The organism is Emticicia sp. 17c, from assembly GCF_037153985.1.
Lineage (GTDB): Bacteria > Bacteroidota > Bacteroidia > Cytophagales > Spirosomataceae > Emticicia.
On record NZ_JBBAYI010000006.1, the window covers coordinates 210342 to 230982 of the forward strand.

The following is a 20641-nucleotide window of genomic DNA, read 5'->3' on the forward strand; positions in this document are numbered from 1 at the left end:
AGTGTAGTGATAAAAAGCAGAGGCGTATGCTTCTGCTTTTTTTGTGTTTTTGATATTCGTTTGGCATGAAAGATGTTATTTTTACCCTATATTCAAAAACCAAAAGTAACAAAGGTTAAAATTTTTTCAGAGGTGTATCGTTTGTATATACAGAGTTAATAGCTTTTATCAAACATGAAATGGTTATCAGTAATGGTGGGTGTAAGCCTGCTGGCAAGTATAAATGCTGTGGCGCAAACACCAAGTTCGGTTCCAACAGCCAAGAAGAGGTCGGCTAAAGACTTTTTGAAAGATGCCGTTAAAAATGGCCCTGTTGAAGTAAGCGGGCCTAAGGTGTCGGCATCGGCGTCTGGTTCGGCGGGGGCCTCGTCGTCAATTCTGGGGTCGCAGAATGCCTCTTTGCCCGCAACAGATTTAAGTATTTCGAGCGTTGATGATGCCAAGAAATTCGCCACAGAAACCTTGCCTGATTTGGGTCTGAAGATAACAAAAGGCTTTAAGAAAGTAAAAAAACAACTTAAAAGCCTTAAAAAAGAATTTAACGGGCGCGATTACGAAGGCATTAAGGTTGAACGACAAATTCTGCGTCAGGGGAGTGGAAGCCGCCTGACCTATACCGAATTTTATACCCTGAGAGAATACAAGCAACCAAACCCATATAGCCGCCATTTATATTGGTTTGACCACAAAGCTAACAGAATAGTGGAAGGCATAGGCCGTGATAAAGCCAAAAATGACCTCATGCACGGCCCCTATAAAAAATATCTGGGCGATGTACTCATAGAAGAAGGCTGGTATTATATGGGCACAAAACATGGCCGTTGGGAAACCTACGATAAAAACAATAATCTCCTCAACAAAGAGTATTACGATAAAGGTTTTGCCCGCGATGCCGAAATCAGTTATTACGATGATGCCCAGCAAAAAATAAAAGAAGTAATACCACGGAACTTTAATAAAGTAACCGGCGAATATATGCGCTTTAACGAAAGCGGTACTTTAGCCGAACAAGGGTTTCTGGACGATAGCGTGAAAGTAGGCCAGTGGATAGAGTATTTTCCGGTAGGAAACAAGCGAAAAAAAGAAATGCAATATGCTAAAGACTGCTTTGATACCGCCTTTGAACCCTTTCTGATACGAGAATATGACGAAAAGGGAAAGATGATTTTTGAGTCTCCGAAAGCCAAGAAAAATTAAAGATTTATGATAGAAGAAAAAGGAGAAAACTTTAGTTTTTCTCCTTTTTTTGTTTATCTTTGTTATATTTCATGCCAATAATTCGATGACTGTACTTTCCGCGGACGACTTAATATATGGATACATTAACGGTATTTTTCCAATGGCAGATGCCGACGGAACATTGTACTGGTACGCACCTGACCCCCGTGCTATTATACCGATTGATACCTATAAGCCAGCAAAATCTTTGAGATCTTTGCTCAATAAACAACAATTTGAAATACGCCTCGATTATGATTTCAGAGGAGTAATGAAGGCGTGTGCAATGCCCAGAAAAGACTCGGAAGATACCTGGATTTCAGAAGAAATAATAAATGCCTATACCAGTTTGCATGAAATGGGCTTTGCCCATAGCGTAGAAGCCTATATGGATAATCGTTTGGTAGGAGGCCTATACGGGGTTTCTATCGGAGCGGCGTTTTTTGGTGAATCGATGTTTTACAGCGAGCCAAATGCCTCGAAAGTGGCCTTTCATTACCTGATGGAACTACTCAGAAAGCAGAACTTTGAATTGCTGGATACCCAGTTTATCAATGATAACGTAAAGCGTTTCGGAGCTATCGAAATTACAAAGTATCAGTACATGAAACTTTTAAAAAAGGCTATTAACCGAAAAGCACGATTCACCGAAACAGAAGTTGAACATTTGTTTAAGGAGCAGGCAAATCAGCCTATTTCCTGAAGTTGCTAATACCCTCATCCAGAAACTTGATGAAGTCTTCTTTTGAGCTATAACCTATTGGCTGTTTCACAATTATTTTGCCGTTTGTATCTTCAATAACATAAAAAGGCTGGGCATTGTTATTATACTTGGTAATTTCAATGTCCATGTTTTTATCACCAATGGTTTCTTTCAATTCGTCGTCGTATTTCGATGTATATTGCTTTTCTTTTGGCAGTGCCTTTTTGTCATCAACATATAAAGAAGCAATCACAAACTCATTTTTAAGCCTTTCAAGCACTTCAGGCTTAGGCCATACGTTCTCTTCCATTTTACGGCAGTTTGCGCAGGCATAACCCGTAAAATCGATAAACAAAGGCTTGTTTACTTCTTTGGCATACGCCAGGGCATCGTCATAATCGTAGAAACCCTGTAAATCGTGTGGCAAAGGGCGTAGTTTTGAGCCATCTATCGGAGCCGTATTCAGAGCTTTAGGCGGCAGTAAACCCGAAAGGATGCTTAACTCGCGGCCTTTTAAAAAACCTGAGGCCATATAGGCAGTAAACGCAAAAAACAATAATGCAAAAGCAATTCTCTGTACACTATATTTGGTAACCTTGTTGTCTTTAGGTAACCTGATAACCCCTAAAATATATAAGCCTACGGCAGCAAAAATAATTATCCAGATGCCTAAGAAAATATTACGTGAAATAAGGTTGAAATGGTAAGTTAAATCAATATTACTCAGGAATTTTAGTGCCAGCGCAAATTCCAGAATACCGAAAACGGCTTTCATCTCGTTCATCCAGCCCCCCGATTTAGGTAGGCTTTTCAGCCATTGCGGAAACAGGGCCAGAGAGGTAAAAACAATGGCAAATGGTAAGCCAAATGCCAGCATACCTACAAGGGGCCTCCAGACCTCGCCTTTGGCGGCTAAAATAAGCAAAGAGCCTACAAACGGAACCGTACACGAGAACGAAACCACTACCAGCGTAAGTGCCATAAAGAAAATACCCAACAGCCCGCCTTTTTCTGACATCCTGTCAATATTATTAACAACGTTGTATGGTAGCACAATCTCGAAGGCTCCTAATAAGGAAATCCCGAACAGAATGAAAATAATAAAGAATATAAGGTTAGGAACCCAGTGTGTGCTAATAAAATTAAGAAACGGGGCCCCGAAAGCCATTGCTACCAAGCCTATAAGGGCAAACACAAACATGATAGAAAAACCATAAAATGCGGCTTTACGGGTACCTTGCGACTGCTTGGTAAAGAAACTGACAGTCATAGGCATTATTGGATAAATACAAGGCATGAAAATGGAGATAAAACCTGCCAGAAAAGCGGTCAGTAGAAATCCAATAAGTGTATTACTTTCTTGCATAGGGTAGTTTGTTTCTGTGTACGTTATTTGGTAAACAAAAAACTGCCCGGAAATATTTCAAACCAAGCAGTTTTTACAAAAATTTTTCAAAATCAGGCTTCTGTTTCAAGGATATTAACCTTCTGGATTTTATCTCCCTGACGAATCAAATCAACTATTTCGATGCCATCAACAACTTTACCAAAACAAGTATGGTTGCGGTCGAGGTGTTGGGTATTAGAACGATTATGGCATATAAAGAACTGTGAACCACCAGTGTTGCGGCCTCTGTGCGCCATCGAAAGCACACCTCTGTCGTGGTATTGGTTATTACCTGTTAGTTCGCAAGGAATGCTATAACCCGGGCCACCTGCACCTGTTCCGGTTGGGTCACCGCCCTGAATCATGAAATCAGGAATAACACGGTGGAATTTCAAGCCATCGTAAAATCCTTTTTTGGCTAGCGTCACAAAGTTGTTCACTGTAATAGGAGCATCGTTTTCATAGAACTCGATAAGCATTGTTCCCTTATCGGTAATCATTTCTGCTTTTAACATATTTTTTTATCGTTACGGCGACCCGTTTGAAAATTTAACAATTGTATGAAATAAATTCTTAGCCTCCAATGGTAGTCATTGATTCCGAAACCAGATTTTTCCTTTTGTTTTCGGCCTCAAATCCGTCTTTTGCCCTGTTTTGTAAGGCATCATGGATTAATAACTTAATTTGTTCGTCAGAAAGTTTCTGACGCATAAAATCACGCACATTAAAAACGCCGTCGTCGTACAAACAGGTTTTAAAAACTCCTGTTGGGGTTACTCTGAGCCTGTTGCAAGTACCACAAAAAGTACGGCTGAAAGCAGCAATAACGCCAATATTGCCTTTAAAGTTCGGAATCTGATAATTATACGAAGTAGAAGTAGGCTCGTCAGGCAGCTTGTACATATCTGGGTATACCGAGCGAATCAGGTCTATGATACGCTTATAGCTCCAGAAATCCTGCAATTGTTCTGGCCTAAGGCCTGCGCCATTAAAGGGCATTTCTTCAATAAATCTTACAGATACGCGCTGCTTACGTGCCAGTTCAACCATCGATAAAATATCTTCGTCGTTTTTGCCCGACATCACCACGGTATTAACTTTAACCGGAATATCATGCGCTTGTAAAGCCTCTAATGTTTGCCATACCTGCCGAAACTCGTCGCGTCGGGTAATTTCAAAAAAACGCTGGCGGTCGAGCGAGTCAAGGCTGAGGTTAACCGAATGCACCCTCAGTTTTTTCAGTTCAGGTACAAGAGGGGCCGTAAGCACGCCATTGGTTGTAATACTGATTTGATTGATGCCGTTTATTTCTGATAATTTCCACAGAAAAGGCATAATATCTTTTCTCAGAAAAGGCTCACCTCCGGTAATCCGAACTTTATTTACGCCCATTTCGGCCAGAATATTTACAAGGCGAATCATTTCTTCATAGCTCAACAAATGAGGTTTAGGCAAATACTGAATACCTTCTTGGGGCATACAATAAAAACAGCGCAGGTTACAGCGGTCTGTAACTGCTAACCTCAGGTAATTGATTGGTCTGCCATGATTATCGATAAGCATAATGGAGCGTAAAAGATTCTGAAACGATTTAACATTATTTTAGCCGAATAAATTCGTCGAACCCGTTGCTAAAACAACAAATTTGGTTAGTAAAAGGATTTTTTTATTAAGTACTTTTTTAGTAAAACTACTCAGATTCCTATAAAAAACAAAAGAGGCATAGGTATCTATGCCTCTTTTAATACTATATAAAAATCTAGGCTACGGCTTCTGCCAGTACCAAGATATTATTTTTTACTACTTCTACTACACCACCATCTACTACAAATGTTTGTTTTTTACCATTTGTTTCAATCACCAAATCACCTTTGGCAAGTGTACTGACAATAGGAGCATGGTCTTTCAATACCTGAAAACGACCTTCGCTACCCGGAAAAGAAACAGAGTTTACTTCGCCAGTATATACTTTTTTGTCGGGGGTAATTATTTCTAAGTTCATTGTTATTGTTTATTCGCTTCTGCAATCAATTTTTCACCTTTCACAACGGCATCTTCAATAGTACCAACAAGGTTGAAGGCCGCTTCTGGAAGGTGGTCATAATCACCGTCCATGATTTGGTTAAAGCCTTTGATTGTATCGTTAATATCAACCAATACACCTTTCAAACCTGTAAACTGTTCTGCCACGAAGAATGGTTGTGACAAGAAACGTTGTACACGACGCGCACGCGATACAACCAGTTTATCTTCTTCTGATAACTCTTCCAGACCAAGAATGGCAATAATATCCTGAAGCTCTTTATAACGTTGTAAGATGTTTTTCACACGTTGTGCTGTATTATAGTGTGCATCACCTAATACTGAAGCTGCAAGAATACGTGAAGATGAATCAAGAGGGTCAACGGCAGGGTAAATACCTAACTCGGCAATTTTACGGCTCAATACCGTGGTAGCATCCAAGTGGGTAAAAGTTGTTGCAGGGGCAGGGTCAGTCAAGTCATCGGCAGGTACGTATACCGCTTGTACCGATGTGATTGAACCACGCTTTGTTGAGGCAATACGCTCTTGCATGTTACCCATTTCGGTTGCAAGGGTTGGTTGGTAACCTACCGCAGATGGCATACGACCTAAAAGGGCCGATACCTCTGAACCTGCTTGCGTAAAGCGGAAGATATTATCGATAAAGAAAAGAATATCACGTCCTTTGCCTTCGCCGTCACCGTCACGGAAGTGCTCAGCCACAGTAAGACCCGACAACGCTACACGAGCGCGGGCTCCTGGAGGCTCATTCATCTGACCGAAGATAAACGTTGCCTGTGATTCTTTCAAGGCATCTTTATCTACTACGCTCAAATCCCAGCCACCTTCTTCCATTGAGTGTTTGAAAGCCTCACCGTATTTCACGATACCAGACTCAATCATCTCACGGAGTAGGTCATTTCCTTCACGTGTACGCTCACCTACACCAGCAAATACCGAAAGACCTGAATATGCTTTTGCAATGTTATTAATCAACTCTTGAATCAATACGGTTTTACCTACACCCGCACCACCAAACAAACCGATTTTACCACCTTTTACGTAAGGGGCTAACAAGTCAATTACTTTAATACCAGTAAAAAGAACTTCGGTTGAAGTTGCTAATTCTTCAAATTTCGGTGCCGCGCGGTGGATAGACATCCCCGGAGTGGTTACTTGCTCCAAACCGTCAATTGCTTCACCAACTACGTTAAACAAACGACCTTTGATAGCATCACCAGTAGGCATTGTAATCGGTGTTCCTAAGTGTACTACATCCATGCCGCGTTGTAAACCTTCTGTTCCGTCCATTGCAATGGTACGTACGCGGTCTTCGCCAAGGTGTTGTTGTACTTCAAGGATAACTTTTTGACCATTTGCCTTTTCTACTGACAAAGCATCAAGAATAGGGGGGATAAACGAACCTTTTCCCTCAAAACTCACGTCAACCACGGGTCCGATAATCTGTGAGATTTTACCAATATTAGCCATTTATGGAGTATTTTAAAATTTAGATACGTTGAAAGCGAGATGAGTAGTAAAACAGCAACATCCCGTTTTGGGACGCAAAATTAATACTTCTACTTTTGAAAAGCAAAACTTGTGCAATAGATTTTGTATTTTTTTTAGATGAACTACCCCGCCATGCCCTATACTATAATTATAGAGCCGAAGTTTTTTTATGATAAAACAAAGGTTTTTCTTTCCTAAACCCCCAACCTGTACGAAACAAAAGAGGCTTATTTCAGGAAAGAAAAACCTATTAAAACGAGATTAAAATATAACGTAAAAAAGGTAATACTTTTAACCGGATGTTATTTCCACCGTGCTTCAATATCCTCTAAGCTCATACCCTTGGTTTCAAAAACTACAAATTTGGCAAAAAGTAACCCTAGTAATACAACAAGCGTGTAAATGAAAAAGATACCGCCATTTGTACCTAACGAAGTGGCCGCCATAATAGGGAAGGTGTAAGCTACACAAAAATCGAACACCCAATGGTTGAAACTCCCCATACTTGAAGCAAAGCCTCTGATTTTTAATGGATAAATCTCCGAAATCAACAGCCAACCTAGTGGCCCCAAGCTAATGGCAAAAAAGATGATATAAACGTATATGCCACCAACCAACATAAATTGTTGTACACTTGTGTTGAGCGAGTCTTTCAGGAAAAACGCCAACCCTACCGTTGATAAACAAATGGCTGTGCCAATTAGCCCCGTATAAAGCAAAGGCTTACGCCCCCATTTATCAAGTACCGCAATGGCCAGAACAGTAGCCAACGAGTTGGTTATGCCCACTCCAACAGTTGCCAGAGAGGCTTCATTGCCGTTCGGAAATACATTTTTGAAAATGTCGGTCGAGAAATAAATAATGGCATTAATACCTGAAAACTGCTGAATAAAGAAAATACCAACGGCAATAAACAGCGGAATCCGCAGGCGTTTGCTAAATAGCATTTTCCAGCTTGCCTTATTGTGCTTTTCGCTAGTGATAATTCTTTTGGTATTGGCTAGCTCGAGCGTTGCCTGTTCTGACGTACGCAGGCGATTCAGTACTGTAAGTGCTTCTGTTTCTCGTCCTTTGCTTATAAGCCAGCGTGGGCTTTCTGGCACAAATAACATTCCTAAAAACAGAATAGCTGCCGGCACAAACCCTGCCCAGAACATACTTCTCCAGCCATCGGCGTGCTCAGCAAAAAAATACCCAACCACATAAGAAAGTAAAATGCCTATCGTAATAGCTAACTGAAAAAAAGTTACCAGTTGCCCTCGCATATTGGTAGGCGCAATTTCGGCTAAATATAACGGAACCGTAGAGGCCACAATGCCAATAGCTAGCCCTAAAAATAGCCGCCCAATAATAAGAAAAGTAATACTTGGGGCAACAGCAGTAATAACCGAGCCAATTATGAAAACAAGCGAAGCAACAATGTTTATTTTCTTTCTGCCCAGAATATCGGTTAGCGGCCCACTAATAAAAGGACCAAGCGCACCGCCTGCCAATACAGCACCAACAATCCATCCTTCTATTTCCGGCCCAAAATGGAAGTGCGCTCTGAGTGACGGAAGGGCTACATTAATAACGCCGGTATCGAAACCAAATAAAAGGCCGCCAGTAGCAGCTACGGCAGCAATAAAATAAAGCAGGGTATTTTTGTTCATAAATGTATAGGTTAAATATAAGTGTCGATACAAATAAACTAAATTTTCATGAAAATTGTGTAATTTCGTATCACGGATTGGTAATCCGTTAACACGGATATTTCTTATAGGAGCCAGCAGAATGTTTTTAGAAAAAATCTATCTCTCTAATTTTAAAAATTATGAAGAAGCCAGCTACACTTTCTCTCCTGAAGTGAACTGTATCGTAGGCGAAAACGGGAGTGGAAAAACCAATCTGCTCGATGCCATCTACTTTCTGGCTCTAAGTAAAAGCGCCATTCATCACCAGGATGCCCATAATATTAATCATGATACCGAGTTTATGCTCGTCGATGGCATCTTCAAAAAAAACAACCGAACCCACCAGATTACCTGTTCCATCCAGCGGGGGCAACGTAAAATCCTGATGCACGAAAAAAAGCCATACGAGCGTATTTCTGATCATATCGGGCAGTTTCCTGTCGTACTCATTGCACCCGATGACACCGAACTTATCAAAGAAGGAAGCGACGAAAGAAGACGTTTTTTTGACGGCGTGTTGTCACAGATGGATACCGAGTACCTAACTGACTACCAACAATATAACCGTATTCTGGAACAAAGAAACGGCCTGCTGAAAATATTTGCAGAACGTAACTTTATTGATCAGGACTTGCTCGATACCTACTCTGACCCGCTCGTGAAACTGGCTTTACGCATCTATAAACAACGAAGAAACTTTGTAGATACCTTCCTGCCTATCTTTAAAAAACACTATACCACAATTAGTGAAGGGCGCGAAGAAGTAGAAATTATTTATGAATCCGAGGTTGCCAGTGGAGAGTTTCCACAGGAGTTTCGTCTGAATAGACAAACCGACGTAAGAGCCCAACGAACAACGAAAGGCATTCATAAAGACGATTATATATTTGAAATTGATACCTACCCCATCAAGAAATTCGGGTCACAGGGGCAACAGAAAGCGTTTGTCATGGCCCTAAGGCTGGCACAATTTGAAATGATAGAAAAACACAAAGAAGTAAAACCTATTTTACTGCTAGATGATATTTTTGATAAACTCGACGACAGACGAATCAACAAACTCATCGAAAGTATTGATAATCATACGTTTGGTCAGGTATTTATAACTGATGCTCGCCCCGAGCGCACACAAAAAATACTCGAGAACGTAAAGGCCGAGGTAAAATACTTTAATATCAGTAATGAACACAAAACGGTTATATGAAATTTCTCGTTTTTTTCATTTTCTTTCTTTTTTCTCCAATTTTTTTCATAATTTTGCACCCGCGTTGTGAAAACAACGCATTTTTTGCCCCTTTTCTGAAGCAAATGGTTCTTTCGGAGGGGTTCATCTAAAAAAATTTTGAACCAATGTCACAAAAAATCAGAATCAAATTAAAGTCATTTGACCACAATCTGGTGGACAAATCGGCAGAGAGAATTGTGAAGGCTGTAAAATCTACAGGAGCCGTTGTAAGCGGACCAATTCCGTTACCAACCCGTAAAGAAATCTTCACAGTATTGCGTTCTCCGCACGTTAACAAAAAATCACGTGAGCAGTTCCAACTTTGTACTTACAAACGTCTCATCGACATCTACTCGGCTAGCCCGAAAACTGTTGATGCCCTGATGAAACTGGAATTACCAAGTGGTGTTGACGTAGAGATTAAAGTGTAGTTATCTCTTAATTGATGCGATAGGCTCCTGATAACAATCAGGGGCTTTTTTTGTGCCCGTATGGTCTTGATACAAGTAATAAGTAGCATATTTATAAAAATTTAATGTCATTATTCCCCTTAATTGCCTACATAAATCAATAGAATATCTCAATATTTTTCGTCGATAATGATTTAATTCATAAATTTGCTACCCACTAAGCAAAAGAACATTTATAAATTTTAAGCAAAATAGATTCATGGCAGCTACGAAAGAAAAAGCACCAAAGGTAAAATACAGTAAAGAAACATATATGTATTGGTACGAGTCTATGTTTCTTCAAAGAAAATTTGAAGAAAAAGCCGGACAGTTATACGGGCAGCAAAAGATTCGTGGATTTTGTCACTTATATATTGGGCAGGAGGCGTGTTCTTCAGGGGCTGTTTCAGCATTAACCAAAGACGACAAATGGATTACAGCATATAGAGACCACGGCCACCCATTAGCATTAGGTACAGACCCTAATAAAATAATGGCCGAATTATACGGTAAAGAAACCGGTACAACCAAAGGTAAAGGTGGTTCGATGCACATTTTTGATAAAGAAGTAAACTTCATAGGTGGGCATGGTATTGTTGGGGCGCAAATTCCGTTAGGTGCAGGTATTGCATTTGCCGAAAAATATAAAGGTACACAAAACCTTTGTATGTGTTACTTTGGCGACGGTGCGGTTCGTCAGGGAGCATTGCACGAAGCCTTTAACATGGCCATGACTTGGAAATTACCCGTAATCTTTATCGTTGAAAACAACGGTTATGCCATGGGTACTTCTGTTGCGCGTACATCAAACGTAAGAGAACTATATACCATCGGAGAATCGTATGATATGCCGGCAGAACCAGTTGATGCCATGGATGTTGAAATGGTACACGAAGCCGTAAAACGTGCTGCCGACCGTGCCAGAGCGGGCGAAGGGCCAACCTTCCTTGAGTTTAAAACTTACCGTTTCCGTGGGCACTCAATGTCTGACCCACAAAAATACCGTACAAAAGATGAAGTAGAGCAATGGAAAATGCGTGACCCCGTAGAGCTTTGCCGTCATCGTATCCTGACAAACGGTATTGCAACAGAGGCAGAACTGGAAGAAATCGATAACCGCGTAAAAGCAAAGGTTGAAGAAGCTGTTAAATTTGCAGAAGAATCGCCTTTCCCTAAAGCTGAAACCGCCTTTGATGACATCTACGTTCAGTCTGATTACCCATTCTTAACCGAGTAGTCAATAAGCAATTATACAAGCAAAAGCCAGCCCCGAAGCTGGCTTTTGTTATTTACAGGTCGCCTAATTGCGGGCGCATCACAATCTCCTCAATGACGGCACTGTCAGACAAACAATAGGCCGTCCAGACCGTCTGGGCAACATCGCTTGGTGTCATAAACCTTTCTGCCGGAATATCCACTCCTGCCCAACTATCGGTTAACACTGCACCGGGCATAATTGATGTCACTTTTACACCATGTGGCTTCATTTCCTCTCTTAAACCTTTGCTAAACCCTAGTAAAGCAAATTTGGAAATACTGTATGACCCACCGTTCGGATAGGCTTTCAGGCTTGCTACCGAGCACATATTAAAAACATGACCGCTTTTTTGGGCTATCATACCTTTTACTAAGCCCCTCGTCAGGTAATAGGCGCTGTATAAATTAGTTTCAATAAGGTTTTCTAATATGCCGTCTTCTTCTTCATGAATATTACCCGGAATAAAATTACCGGCATTATTAACCAGAACATCCACTGGTCGGTTGAGCGACTGAATAAAATCTACTAAACCTGTTACTTGTTCTTTTTTGCCCAAATCGGCAGCATAAGTAAAACATTGAACACCATATTGCGTGTTTATGAAAAGCTGCAACTCCTCAAGGTCTTTTCTTTTACGGGCCGATGCTACTACATCGAAACCGTTTTTGGCAAATATTTCAACAATTGCCCTGCCTATTCCGCGGGTACCTCCCGTAACAACTATTAGTTTCTGGCTCATTGTGTCTATTGATTTTTGCGATTGGTTTGGTTTTTGAATATAAATCTACTAACTAAAATGCGTTATTAAACAATTGCTTATCTTTGCAAATATCGTTAAAAACTTAGCTTAAACGTATGTTATCTGTTGTAGGAAGGTATTTAATATTTCTGGGAAAGCTATTTACCCGTCGAGAAACCCTAAGAGTCTATTGGAATAGGTTTTTAGACGAGTGTTTAGCCATCGGCATTAGTTCTATTTTTATTGTAGCTATTGTGGCGGTGTTTATAGGTGCAGTAACCTGCGTACAAACCAGAGCCAATCTGGTAAGCCCACTGGTGCCAGTATACATTGTCAGTAATATTGTGCGTGACATGACCCTGCTCGAGCTTTCCTCAACATTTATGTGTGTGGTTCTGGCCGGAAAAGTAGGCTCTAATATTGCCGGTGAGTTAGGCACCATGAAAATTACCGAACAGATTGATGCCCTCGAGGTAATGGGTATCAACTCGGCTTCGTATCTGGTATTACCTAAGCTGCTGGCATCTGTATTTACGTTTCCTTTGCTAGCCATTATCTCTGGTTTTTTAGGTATTTTTGGTGGGTATCTGGCAGGTACTTTAACAGGCATTATCACACCCGAAGATTATATCTATGGTATCAGATACTCTTTTGTGCCTTTTAATGTTTTTATAGCCATAATCAAAGCCTTTGTATTTGGATTTCTTATTTCTACTATCTCGGCTTTTAAGGGCTATTATACACGCGGCGGAGCATTAGAAGTAGGGCAGGCAAGTACCTCGGCCGTAACAAATAGTTGTATTGCCGTTTTAATAGCCGACTACCTGCTAGCTGAACTTTTAACCTAACCAGATTTTAAGTGCTGAAAGCAATAATTTAAACTTCCTTACCGTGCAATTCAGGATTAAGTTCTTATGATTGAAATAAAAAATATCTCAAAATCTTTTAACGACCGTCAGGTACTGGATAATGTCAGTGGCGTATTTAAGAAAGGTCAGACGAGCCTCGTAATCGGGGCAAGTGGTACCGGAAAAAGCGTACTTCTTAAATGTATGCTCGACTTGGTACGTCCAGAAAATGGAGCTACACTTTACGATGGTCGAGACTTTTACATAGGAGAAGAAGAAGATAAGAAAAATATCCGTCGCGAAATGGGGGTGCTTTTTCAGGGAGGAGCTTTGTTCGACTCCCAAACCGTGCATCAGAATATACAATTCCCGTTAGATATGCTCACAGAAATGCCCGAAAAAGAAAAAAAAGAACGGGTTGAATTCTGTTTGCAGCGTGTAGGACTCGAAGGAACAGGCAACCGTATGCCCTCAGAAATTTCTGGTGGTATGAAAAAACGCGTAGGTATTGCCCGTGCTATTGTCATGAATCCGAAATATTTGTTCTGTGATGAACCTAACTCTGGCCTTGATCCTCTCACTTCTATCAAAATTGATGAGCTCATTAAGGAAATCACAGAAGAATATAATACTACTACCGTTATTATTACGCATGACATGAACTCCGTGCTTTCCATCGGCGACTATATCATGTTTCTTTATAAAGGCAAGAAATTGTGGGAGGGCAACAGCCAGACTATTCTGGATACCACCGTGCCAGAACTAGAAGAATTTGTGTTCTCAAACAGAGCCTTAAAACAAATGCGAGACGATAAACGTCATTAATACCATGCTTCGGGTTCCTTCTTCTATTAGTGCCAATGAGTTTGAATCATTAAAGATTCAGGATATGACCTTCGTCGCGTATCGCAACAATATTTATCCGCCGCGCAACGAAATCTTTTTTGAAGAACACGCCATCATTTATGTATTAGAAGGCGAAAAGAAGTTTATTTCTCCTACACAGGATATTCACGTACAAAAAGGGCAGATTTTATTCTTCCAAAGAGGTTGCTATTCGATGAACGAATCGATTGACAGCAACTACCGAAGCCTTGTATTTTTCTTCCCCGAAAGCCTTCTGAAAGAATTTGTTGCCCAGAACCTCACCTTGTTTGATGAATCGACCGACGACCCCTTTGAACAGATATTAAGTTTGGACAGTACGCCCAATTTCGATAAGTTCGTTGATTCGCTCATTCCGTTTTTTAGTGCCAGAACTAACCTCATGAACCAGTTTCTGAAACTGAAATTCAACGAATTAATGCTGCACCTCATAGAACTAGACCGCAGCAATCAGTTCAGGCGAACGCTTTTCAAGATATATCAGGGGCAAAAAATAGATTTGGCTTATCTGCTCGAAAACTATTACCTGAAACCCCTGTCTATCGAGGAACTGGCACGTATTTCAGGCAGAAGCCTTTCTGTTTTTAAAAGAGATTTTGAACAGCAATTTCATACATCACCAGCCGCATGGATACGCAACAAACGGCTTGAATACGCCTCATTTCTACTACAAAACACCTCTAAAAACGTCTCCGAGATTAGCCTTGAAATTGGCTACGAGAGCGTTTCTCACTTCATCAAAGCATTTAAGGAAAAATACGGTTTTACGCCCAAGAAAAACCATTGAACCAAAAACACTATTTTTTGGGCGTATTTCGTTAATTCTTATTGAGATATTCTACTCAACTTTGTATTGTTAAAATAGAGCAATCTAGGCAGATAAGTTTCAGAACAAATATCGTATTCCATCTGCCGTCATCTTAATTGGAATTATGGCTCAGATGGCGTTTATTTTATTACTATCTGTACCAAAAATCGACAATACTTTTTAGGTGAATGTAATAAAGGAGAAATGAAACTATCAACTGCCGGAGCCATTGTTCAAGGCTTTTGGTATGAAATTCCGAAACATTTTTCATTTATTACTTTAGGTGAATTTATCATAATGCCCAATCATGTTCATGGCATTTTGATTTTAGATAAGAATTTGATTGAAAAAATATTGATAAAATATCCAATATCGACGTAGAGACAGGGCATTGCGGGGACGCCTAGTCCCTGTCTCTACCACAGATGATGCATTAAGAAAAGATAAGACTGAACCCCATTATCGTTTTAGAAACCAAGGTAAACATACTATTTCATCAATTGTTGGTTCATATAAATCAGTTTGTACGAAACATATTCGCAAGATAACGCCGGATTTTAAATGGCAAACTCGTTTTTGGAATCATATTATTAGAGACGATAATGCTTTTGATACTATCTAGGTAATATATTATCAATAACCCCCTTACTTGGGAAGATGATAAACTTTTCGGAGAACAGACAGGTAATTCAATAGAACAGTTGAGTAAGCTTGACTGATAAACATTAAAAAAACGCTTAAATATAAAATGTCAACACCAAAATCACTATTCGACAAAGTATGGGATTCACACGTTGTTCGTAAAATCGAAGACGGCCCGGATGTGTTATTTATTGACCGTCACTTTATTCATGAAGTAACCAGTCCGGTGGCATTCCTTGGCCTCGAAAGCAGAGGAATCAATGTATTATTCCCAGAGCGTACATTTGCTACTGCCGACCATAATACACCAACCATTAACCAACACCTGCCCGTATCAGACCCACTTTCGGCCAACCAGCTAAAAGCATTAGAAACTAATACGGCTAAATATGGTATTTCACACTGGGGCTTAGGGCATCAGAAAAACGGTATTGTACACGTAGTTGGGCCAGAAAACGGAATTACCCAACCGGGTATGACCATCGTGTGTGGCGACTCTCATACTTCTACGCATGGTGCTTTTGGGGCAATTGCTTTTGGTATTGGTACGTCAGAAGTCGAAATGGTACTTTCGTCGCAATGTATCATGCAGCCAAAACCTAAAAAAATGCGCGTAACCATCAATGGCAAATTAGGTGCAGCCGTAATGCCGAAAGACGTAACACTTTATATTATCTCTCAATTATCGGCTGCTGGTGCAACAGGCTATTTTGTAGAGTATGCCGGAGAAGTATTCAGAAATATGTCGATGGAAGGCCGTATGACAGTTTGTAATATGTCTATCGAAATGGGAGCCAGAGGCGGTATGATAGCCCCTGACGAAACCACTTTTGCTTACCTTAAAGGTAGAGAACTGGCACCAAAAGGCGAAGAGTGGGATAAAGCCGTAGCCTACTGGAAAACCCTACCAACCGAAGAAGGCGCAGTTTTTGACTTGGAATATACTTTCGATGCCGCTAACATTGAGCCACAAATTACCTATGGTACAAATCCGGGTTTGGGCACGGGTATTTCTCAGAATATCCCGACGGCCAGTCAGGTAAAAGACGGCGAAGCAAGCTACAAAAAATCATTAGGATATATGGGCTTTGCAGAAAACGAACAAATAGTTGGCAAACCAATTGATTACGTTTTCTTGGGAAGCTGCACCAACGGCCGTATCGAAGATTTCCGTGCTTTTGCTTCTATCGTTAAAGGGCGCAAAAAGGCCGATAACGTAACCGCATGGCTAGTGCCGGGGTCACATATTGTAGAATCTCAAATCAAAGAAGAAGGTATTCTGGATATTCTGAATGAAGCTGGTTTTGAGTTACGCCAGCCGGGTTGTTCGGCTTGTTTAGCCATGAACGACGACAAAATTCCTGCGGGTAAATATGCCGTTTCTACTTCAAACAGAAACTTTGAGGGTCGTCAGGGGCCGGGTGCGCGTACACTACTGGCAAGCCCGCTAGTAGCTGCGGCTGCGGCTGTTACAGGTAAAGTTACCGACCCACGAGAATTAATCTAACAATTAAACACCTATTGCTTGGGGCATACACTTGCCCAAGCTCCAAAAATATTACACAAATGGCTTACGATAAATTTACCGTACTTAAAAGTACAGCAGTGCCTATGCCTATCGAAAACGTAGATACTGACCAGATTATCCCTGCACGTTTCCTGAAAGCAACCAAACGTGAGGGCTTCGGCGATAACCTTTTCAGAGACTGGCGTTATAATGCTGACGATACCCCAAAACAGGATTTTGTATTAAATAACCCGATTTATTCAGGCAAAATTCTGGTGGGTGGTCGTAACTTCGGAAGTGGCTCAAGCCGTGAGCACGCCGCATGGGCTATTTATGACTATGGTTTCAGTTGTGTGGTGTCGAGCTTCTTTGCCGATATTTTCAAAGGAAACTCTATCAACATTGGTTTGTTGCCAGTACAGGTAAGCCCTGAATTTCTGGATAAAATCTTCAAGGCCATAGAAGCCGACCCTAAAGCAGAACTGGAAGTAAACCTGCCAGAACAAACAATTACAATTGTAGCAACAGGCGAACAGGAAAGTTTTGCCATAAACGGATACAAAAAACACAATATGATGAATGGCTTCGATGATATCGATTATCTGCAAGCCATGAAAAGCGAAATAAAAACATTTGCTGAGGAAAGTCTCTATTAATCAGCTACTGAAAACCGGAGACAACAAAACCACTGCTTTAAGCAAACAGCAAAATGAAATATATAGAAATAATGGATACAACACTCCGCGATGGTGAACAAACCAGCGGAGTGTCTTTTTCGTCTACCGAGAAACTAACCATTGCCCAGATATTACTCACAGAAGTAAAAGTTGACCGCCTCGAGGTAGCTTCTGCAAGGGTATCAGACGGAGAATTTCAGGCAGTGAAAAAAATTACCTCATGGGCAGCCGAAAACGGATTACTCGATAAAATAGAGGTACTAACCTTTGTTGATGGTGATACCTCTGTTAAATGGATGGAGGAGGCAGGGGCTAAAGTGATGAATCTGCTCACAAAGGGGTCGCTTAATCATCTTACGCATCAGCTTAAAAAAACACCCGAACAGCACTTTGAAGAAATTGCTCAGGTAATTGCTCTGGCAAAATCGAAAGATATTAAATGTAATGTGTATCTGGAAGATTGGAGCAATGGCATGAGAAACTCTCGTGAATACGTATTCCAGTATCTTGATTTTCTTACGCGCCAACCCATCGAACGGGTATTGTTGCCCGATACTCTGGGTGTACTTACACCAGCCGAATCTTACGAGTTTATACATGCCATTGTGCAGCGTTACCCCAATACGCATTTCGATTTTCATGCCCATAATGACTATGATCTGAGCGTAGCAAACGTAATGGAGGCCATCAGGGCTGGGGCAAGTGGTTTGCACCTAACTGTAAATGGCATGGGCGAAAGGGCCGGCAATGCCCCGTTAGCCAGTACAATTGCTGTGCTGAAAGATTTCTTCCCTGAGGTTGAAACAGCCGTTGTCGAAGAATCTCTGTATTCGGTGAGCCGGTTGGTCGAAACATTTTCGGGTTTCCGCGTGCCTGTCAATAAGCCCGTAGTAGGCGAAAACGTTTTTACCCAAACAGCAGGTATTCATGCCGACGGAGACAACAAAAACAATTTGTACTTTAACGACCTGATGCCCGAACGCTTCGGGCGTACCCGTAAGTATGCTTTAGGTAAAACCTCTGGTAAGGCTAACATCGAGAAAAACCTGCAAGAGTTAGGAATTAAACTTTCGCAGGAAGATTTAAAGAAAGTTACGCAACGTATAATTGAGCTAGGCGATAAAAAAGAAGTAGTTACCAAAGAAGACCTCCCGTATATTATATCCGATGTAATTGATACAAGTGCCATTGAAGAAAGAGTTGAAGTGCTGAACTATGTGCTAACGCATTCAAAGAATCTTCGGCCATCGGCAACATTACTGGTTAAAATAGACGGGCATACCTTTGAAGAAAGTGCGCAGGGCGATGGCCAGTATGATGCCTTCATGAATGCCTTGAAGAAGATTTATGTCAAGAAAAAGACTATTCTGCCGATGCTGACCGACTACGCCGTTCGGATTCCACCGGGTGGCAAAACAGATGCCCTCTGCGAAACAATCATTACTTGGGAACATAACAATAAAGAGTTCAAAACCCGTGGCTTAGATTCAGACCAGACGGTATCAGCTATTAAAGCTACCCAGAAGATGCTTAACTTGATTCAATTCTAACGTTTTATTTAACCACAGAGTTATGGCACTGGGCTACACGTAGTAAAACGTCTTATCAGGCAATGTATTGAAAGCCGCTTTTGAGGTTCATACTGCGGGCTTTTAGAAAACGCTTATTAAGGAATGCTTGTTTTAGAATTACACCAAGCAGGAATTTTAGTTGAAAATCAAATCGTTTTAGAGGTAAAATCAGTAGAAGGCATCAATGATGTTCACCCAGCGGAAGTATTAACATAGATGAGATTAGGTAAATATACATTAGGCTATCTGATGAATTTTAATGTAGTAGTTTAAAAGAAGGAATAAAAAGATTCGTATTATAAACTCCGTGAGGCACCGTGCAAAACTCGGTATTACTCGGTGGTTAAAAAAAAACAAAATAAATGAAAAAACATATCTTAGTTGTTCCCGGAGACGGTATCGGGCAGGAAGTAACAGCCGTTGGAAAAAAAGTAGTAGAAAAAATAGCGCAGAAATTCGGTCATGAATTTACTTATGACGAAGCACTCATCGGCCACGTAGCCATTGAAGCCACAGGCGACCCTCTACCAGAAGAAACACTGGTAAAAATGCGTGCTTCTGACGCTGTGCTTTTCGGAGCCGTAGGCCACCCGAAATATGACAACGACCCAACAGCCAAAGTTCGTCCTGAACAAGGTTTGTTAAAAATGCGTAAAGAGCTAGGCTTATATGCCAACTTACGTCCAATTAAACTATTCGATGAACTTCTGGGGGCATCAAGCATTAAACCTGAAATTCTGAAAGGTTCTGATATTCTGTTTTTCCGTGAACTCACAGGCGACATCTATTTCGGAGAAAAAGGCCGTAAAAATGAGGGTGATACTGCCTACGATATCGCTGAATACAGCCGCTACGAAGTAGAGCGCATTGCCCGTAAGGCTTTTGAAGCAGCCATGACCCGTAGCAAGAAATTAATGTCGGTTGATAAAGCAAACGTATTGGAAACCAGTCGTTTATGGAGAGAAACCGTACAAAAAGTAGCCAAAGAATACCCAGAGGTAACAGTTGAACATCAGTTTGTTGATTCGGCAGCTATGTTGCTGATTAAAAACCCGAAACAGTTTGATGTTGTAGTAACGGCAAACCTTTTCGGAGATATTCTGACCGACGAAGCTTCTCAGATTGCAGGTTCAATGGGAATGCTTGCATCGGCATCAGTAGGAGATAGTACAGGCGTTTATGAGCCAATTCATGGTTCAGCCCATGATATTACAGGCAAAGGGCTAGCCAACCCTATGGCATCTATTTTGTCGGCCGCGTTGATGCTTGATATTTCTTTTGGCCTCAAAGCAGAAAGCGAAGCCATTATTTCGGCCGTTGAGCAAACCCTGAAAGCGGGTTTCCGTACCAGAGACATTGCAGATGCCTCAACACCAGCCGAAATGATTTTAGGCACCGATGCCATCGGCGAAGAAATATTAAAAAGAATATAACACTGCATATTTGCAAGCTAGGTGCAAAATACTTAGCTTGCAGCTTTAATAACTTAAACGCTGGTTTTAGCGTATCTAAGGCTT

20 protein-coding genes are annotated in these 20641 nt (G+C 41.0%); 13 read left to right on the forward strand and 7 right to left on the reverse strand.

Annotated elements, in window-relative coordinates:
* Positions 1–174 precede the first annotated feature (174 nt).
* Both WAA15_RS13680 and aat read left to right on the forward strand, forming a co-directional pair.
* The gene (locus tag WAA15_RS13680; protein WP_337043340.1) at positions 175–1197 is read left to right on the forward strand and encodes a toxin-antitoxin system YwqK family antitoxin; all 1023 of its coding nucleotides are present in this window, start codon (positions 175–177) and stop codon (positions 1195–1197) included.
* Between the two features lie 85 nt (positions 1198–1282).
* Positions 1283–1921 (forward strand): leucyl/phenylalanyl-tRNA--protein transferase, encoded by a 639-nt coding sequence (gene aat / locus WAA15_RS13685; RefSeq protein WP_337043341.1) that lies wholly within the window; start codon positions 1283–1285, stop codon positions 1919–1921.
* Here the strand turns inward: aat and WAA15_RS13690 are convergent.
* The 6 genes from WAA15_RS13690 to WAA15_RS13715 all read right to left on the reverse strand — a co-directional run bounded on the left by WAA15_RS13690 (position 1911) and on the right by WAA15_RS13715 (position 8494).
* Complete coding sequence (locus WAA15_RS13690) at positions 1911–3287, reverse strand: protein-disulfide reductase DsbD family protein (RefSeq protein WP_337043342.1); 1377 nt, start codon at positions 3285–3287, stop codon at positions 1911–1913. The two genes, aat and WAA15_RS13690, sit on opposite strands and share 11 nt — an antisense overlap.
* Before the next feature lie 92 nt (positions 3288–3379).
* The gene (locus WAA15_RS13695; protein ID WP_337043343.1) at positions 3380–3823 is read right to left on the reverse strand and encodes a peptidylprolyl isomerase; all 444 of its coding nucleotides are present in this window, start codon (positions 3821–3823) and stop codon (positions 3380–3382) included.
* A gap of 58 nt (positions 3824–3881) precedes the next feature.
* Entirely contained in the window at positions 3882–4871 is a 990-nt protein-coding gene (gene moaA, locus WAA15_RS13700) for a GTP 3',8-cyclase MoaA (RefSeq protein WP_337043344.1), read from the reverse strand.
* A 196-nt stretch (positions 4872–5067) separates the two neighbouring features.
* Positions 5068–5310, reverse strand: coding sequence for an ATP synthase F1 subunit epsilon (gene atpC, locus WAA15_RS13705; protein ID WP_337043345.1), 243 nt, complete (start codon positions 5308–5310; stop codon positions 5068–5070).
* A 2-nt stretch (positions 5311–5312) separates the two neighbouring features.
* Positions 5313–6821, reverse strand: a complete 1509-nt coding sequence (gene atpD, locus WAA15_RS13710; RefSeq protein WP_337043346.1) for a F0F1 ATP synthase subunit beta — start codon at positions 6819–6821, stop codon at positions 5313–5315.
* Between the two features lie 323 nt (positions 6822–7144).
* Positions 7145–8494: a sugar porter family MFS transporter gene (locus WAA15_RS13715; RefSeq protein ID WP_337043347.1), complete on the reverse strand. Its 1350-nt coding sequence runs from the start codon at positions 8492–8494 to the stop codon at positions 7145–7147.
* 121 nt (positions 8495–8615) lie between these two features.
* On the opposite strand from WAA15_RS13715, the gene recF reads away from it, so the two are divergent.
* The 3 genes from recF (at position 8616) to pdhA (ending at position 11426) form a co-directional block, all read left to right on the forward strand.
* Complete coding sequence (gene recF, locus WAA15_RS13720; protein ID WP_337043348.1) at positions 8616–9719, forward strand: DNA replication/repair protein RecF; 1104 nt, start codon at positions 8616–8618, stop codon at positions 9717–9719.
* Positions 9720–9865: 146 nt separating this feature from the next.
* Positions 9866–10171 carry a 30S ribosomal protein S10 gene (rpsJ, locus tag WAA15_RS13725; RefSeq protein WP_101724935.1) on the forward strand — a complete coding sequence of 102 codons (306 nt, stop codon included), beginning with the start codon at positions 9866–9868 and terminating at the stop codon, positions 10169–10171.
* 238 nt (positions 10172–10409) lie between these two features.
* Complete coding sequence (pdhA, locus tag WAA15_RS13730; RefSeq protein ID WP_337043349.1) at positions 10410–11426, forward strand: pyruvate dehydrogenase (acetyl-transferring) E1 component subunit alpha; 1017 nt, start codon at positions 10410–10412, stop codon at positions 11424–11426.
* A gap of 52 nt (positions 11427–11478) precedes the next feature.
* Here the strand turns inward: pdhA and WAA15_RS13735 are convergent, their stop codons facing one another.
* The gene (locus WAA15_RS13735) at positions 11479–12186 is read right to left on the reverse strand and encodes an SDR family oxidoreductase (RefSeq protein WP_337043350.1); all 708 of its coding nucleotides are present in this window, start codon (positions 12184–12186) and stop codon (positions 11479–11481) included.
* A 116-nt stretch (positions 12187–12302) separates the two neighbouring features.
* Here WAA15_RS13735 and WAA15_RS13740 point away from each other — a divergent pair, with 116 nt between their 5' ends.
* The 8 genes from WAA15_RS13740 to leuB all read left to right on the forward strand — a co-directional run bounded on the left by WAA15_RS13740 (position 12303) and on the right by leuB (position 20557).
* Positions 12303–13034, forward strand: coding sequence for an MlaE family ABC transporter permease (locus tag WAA15_RS13740; RefSeq protein WP_337043351.1), 732 nt, complete (start codon positions 12303–12305; stop codon positions 13032–13034).
* Positions 13035–13100: 66 nt separating this feature from the next.
* Positions 13101–13859, forward strand: coding sequence for an ABC transporter ATP-binding protein (locus tag WAA15_RS13745; protein ID WP_337043352.1), 759 nt, complete (start codon positions 13101–13103; stop codon positions 13857–13859).
* 4 nt (positions 13860–13863) lie between these two features.
* Positions 13864–14706, forward strand: coding sequence for a helix-turn-helix transcriptional regulator (locus tag WAA15_RS13750; protein WP_337043353.1), 843 nt, complete (start codon positions 13864–13866; stop codon positions 14704–14706).
* Positions 14707–15475: 769 nt separating this feature from the next.
* On the forward strand, positions 15476–16876 hold the full coding sequence (leuC, locus tag WAA15_RS13755) for a 3-isopropylmalate dehydratase large subunit (protein WP_337043354.1): 1401 nt from the start codon (positions 15476–15478) through the stop codon (positions 16874–16876).
* Between the two features lie 59 nt (positions 16877–16935).
* Entirely contained in the window at positions 16936–17532 is a 597-nt protein-coding gene (leuD, locus tag WAA15_RS13760; protein ID WP_337043355.1) for a 3-isopropylmalate dehydratase small subunit, read from the forward strand.
* A 53-nt stretch (positions 17533–17585) separates the two neighbouring features.
* Positions 17586–19103: an alpha-isopropylmalate synthase regulatory domain-containing protein gene (locus WAA15_RS13765; RefSeq protein WP_337043356.1), complete on the forward strand. Its 1518-nt coding sequence runs from the start codon at positions 17586–17588 to the stop codon at positions 19101–19103.
* 123 nt (positions 19104–19226) lie between these two features.
* Positions 19227–19340: a GxxExxY protein gene (locus tag WAA15_RS13770; RefSeq protein WP_337043357.1), complete on the forward strand. Its 114-nt coding sequence runs from the start codon at positions 19227–19229 to the stop codon at positions 19338–19340.
* Between the two features lie 146 nt (positions 19341–19486).
* Positions 19487–20557 carry a 3-isopropylmalate dehydrogenase gene (leuB, locus tag WAA15_RS13775; protein WP_337043358.1) on the forward strand — a complete coding sequence of 357 codons (1071 nt, stop codon included), beginning with the start codon at positions 19487–19489 and terminating at the stop codon, positions 20555–20557.
* The last annotated feature ends 84 nt before the right edge of the window (positions 20558–20641 follow it).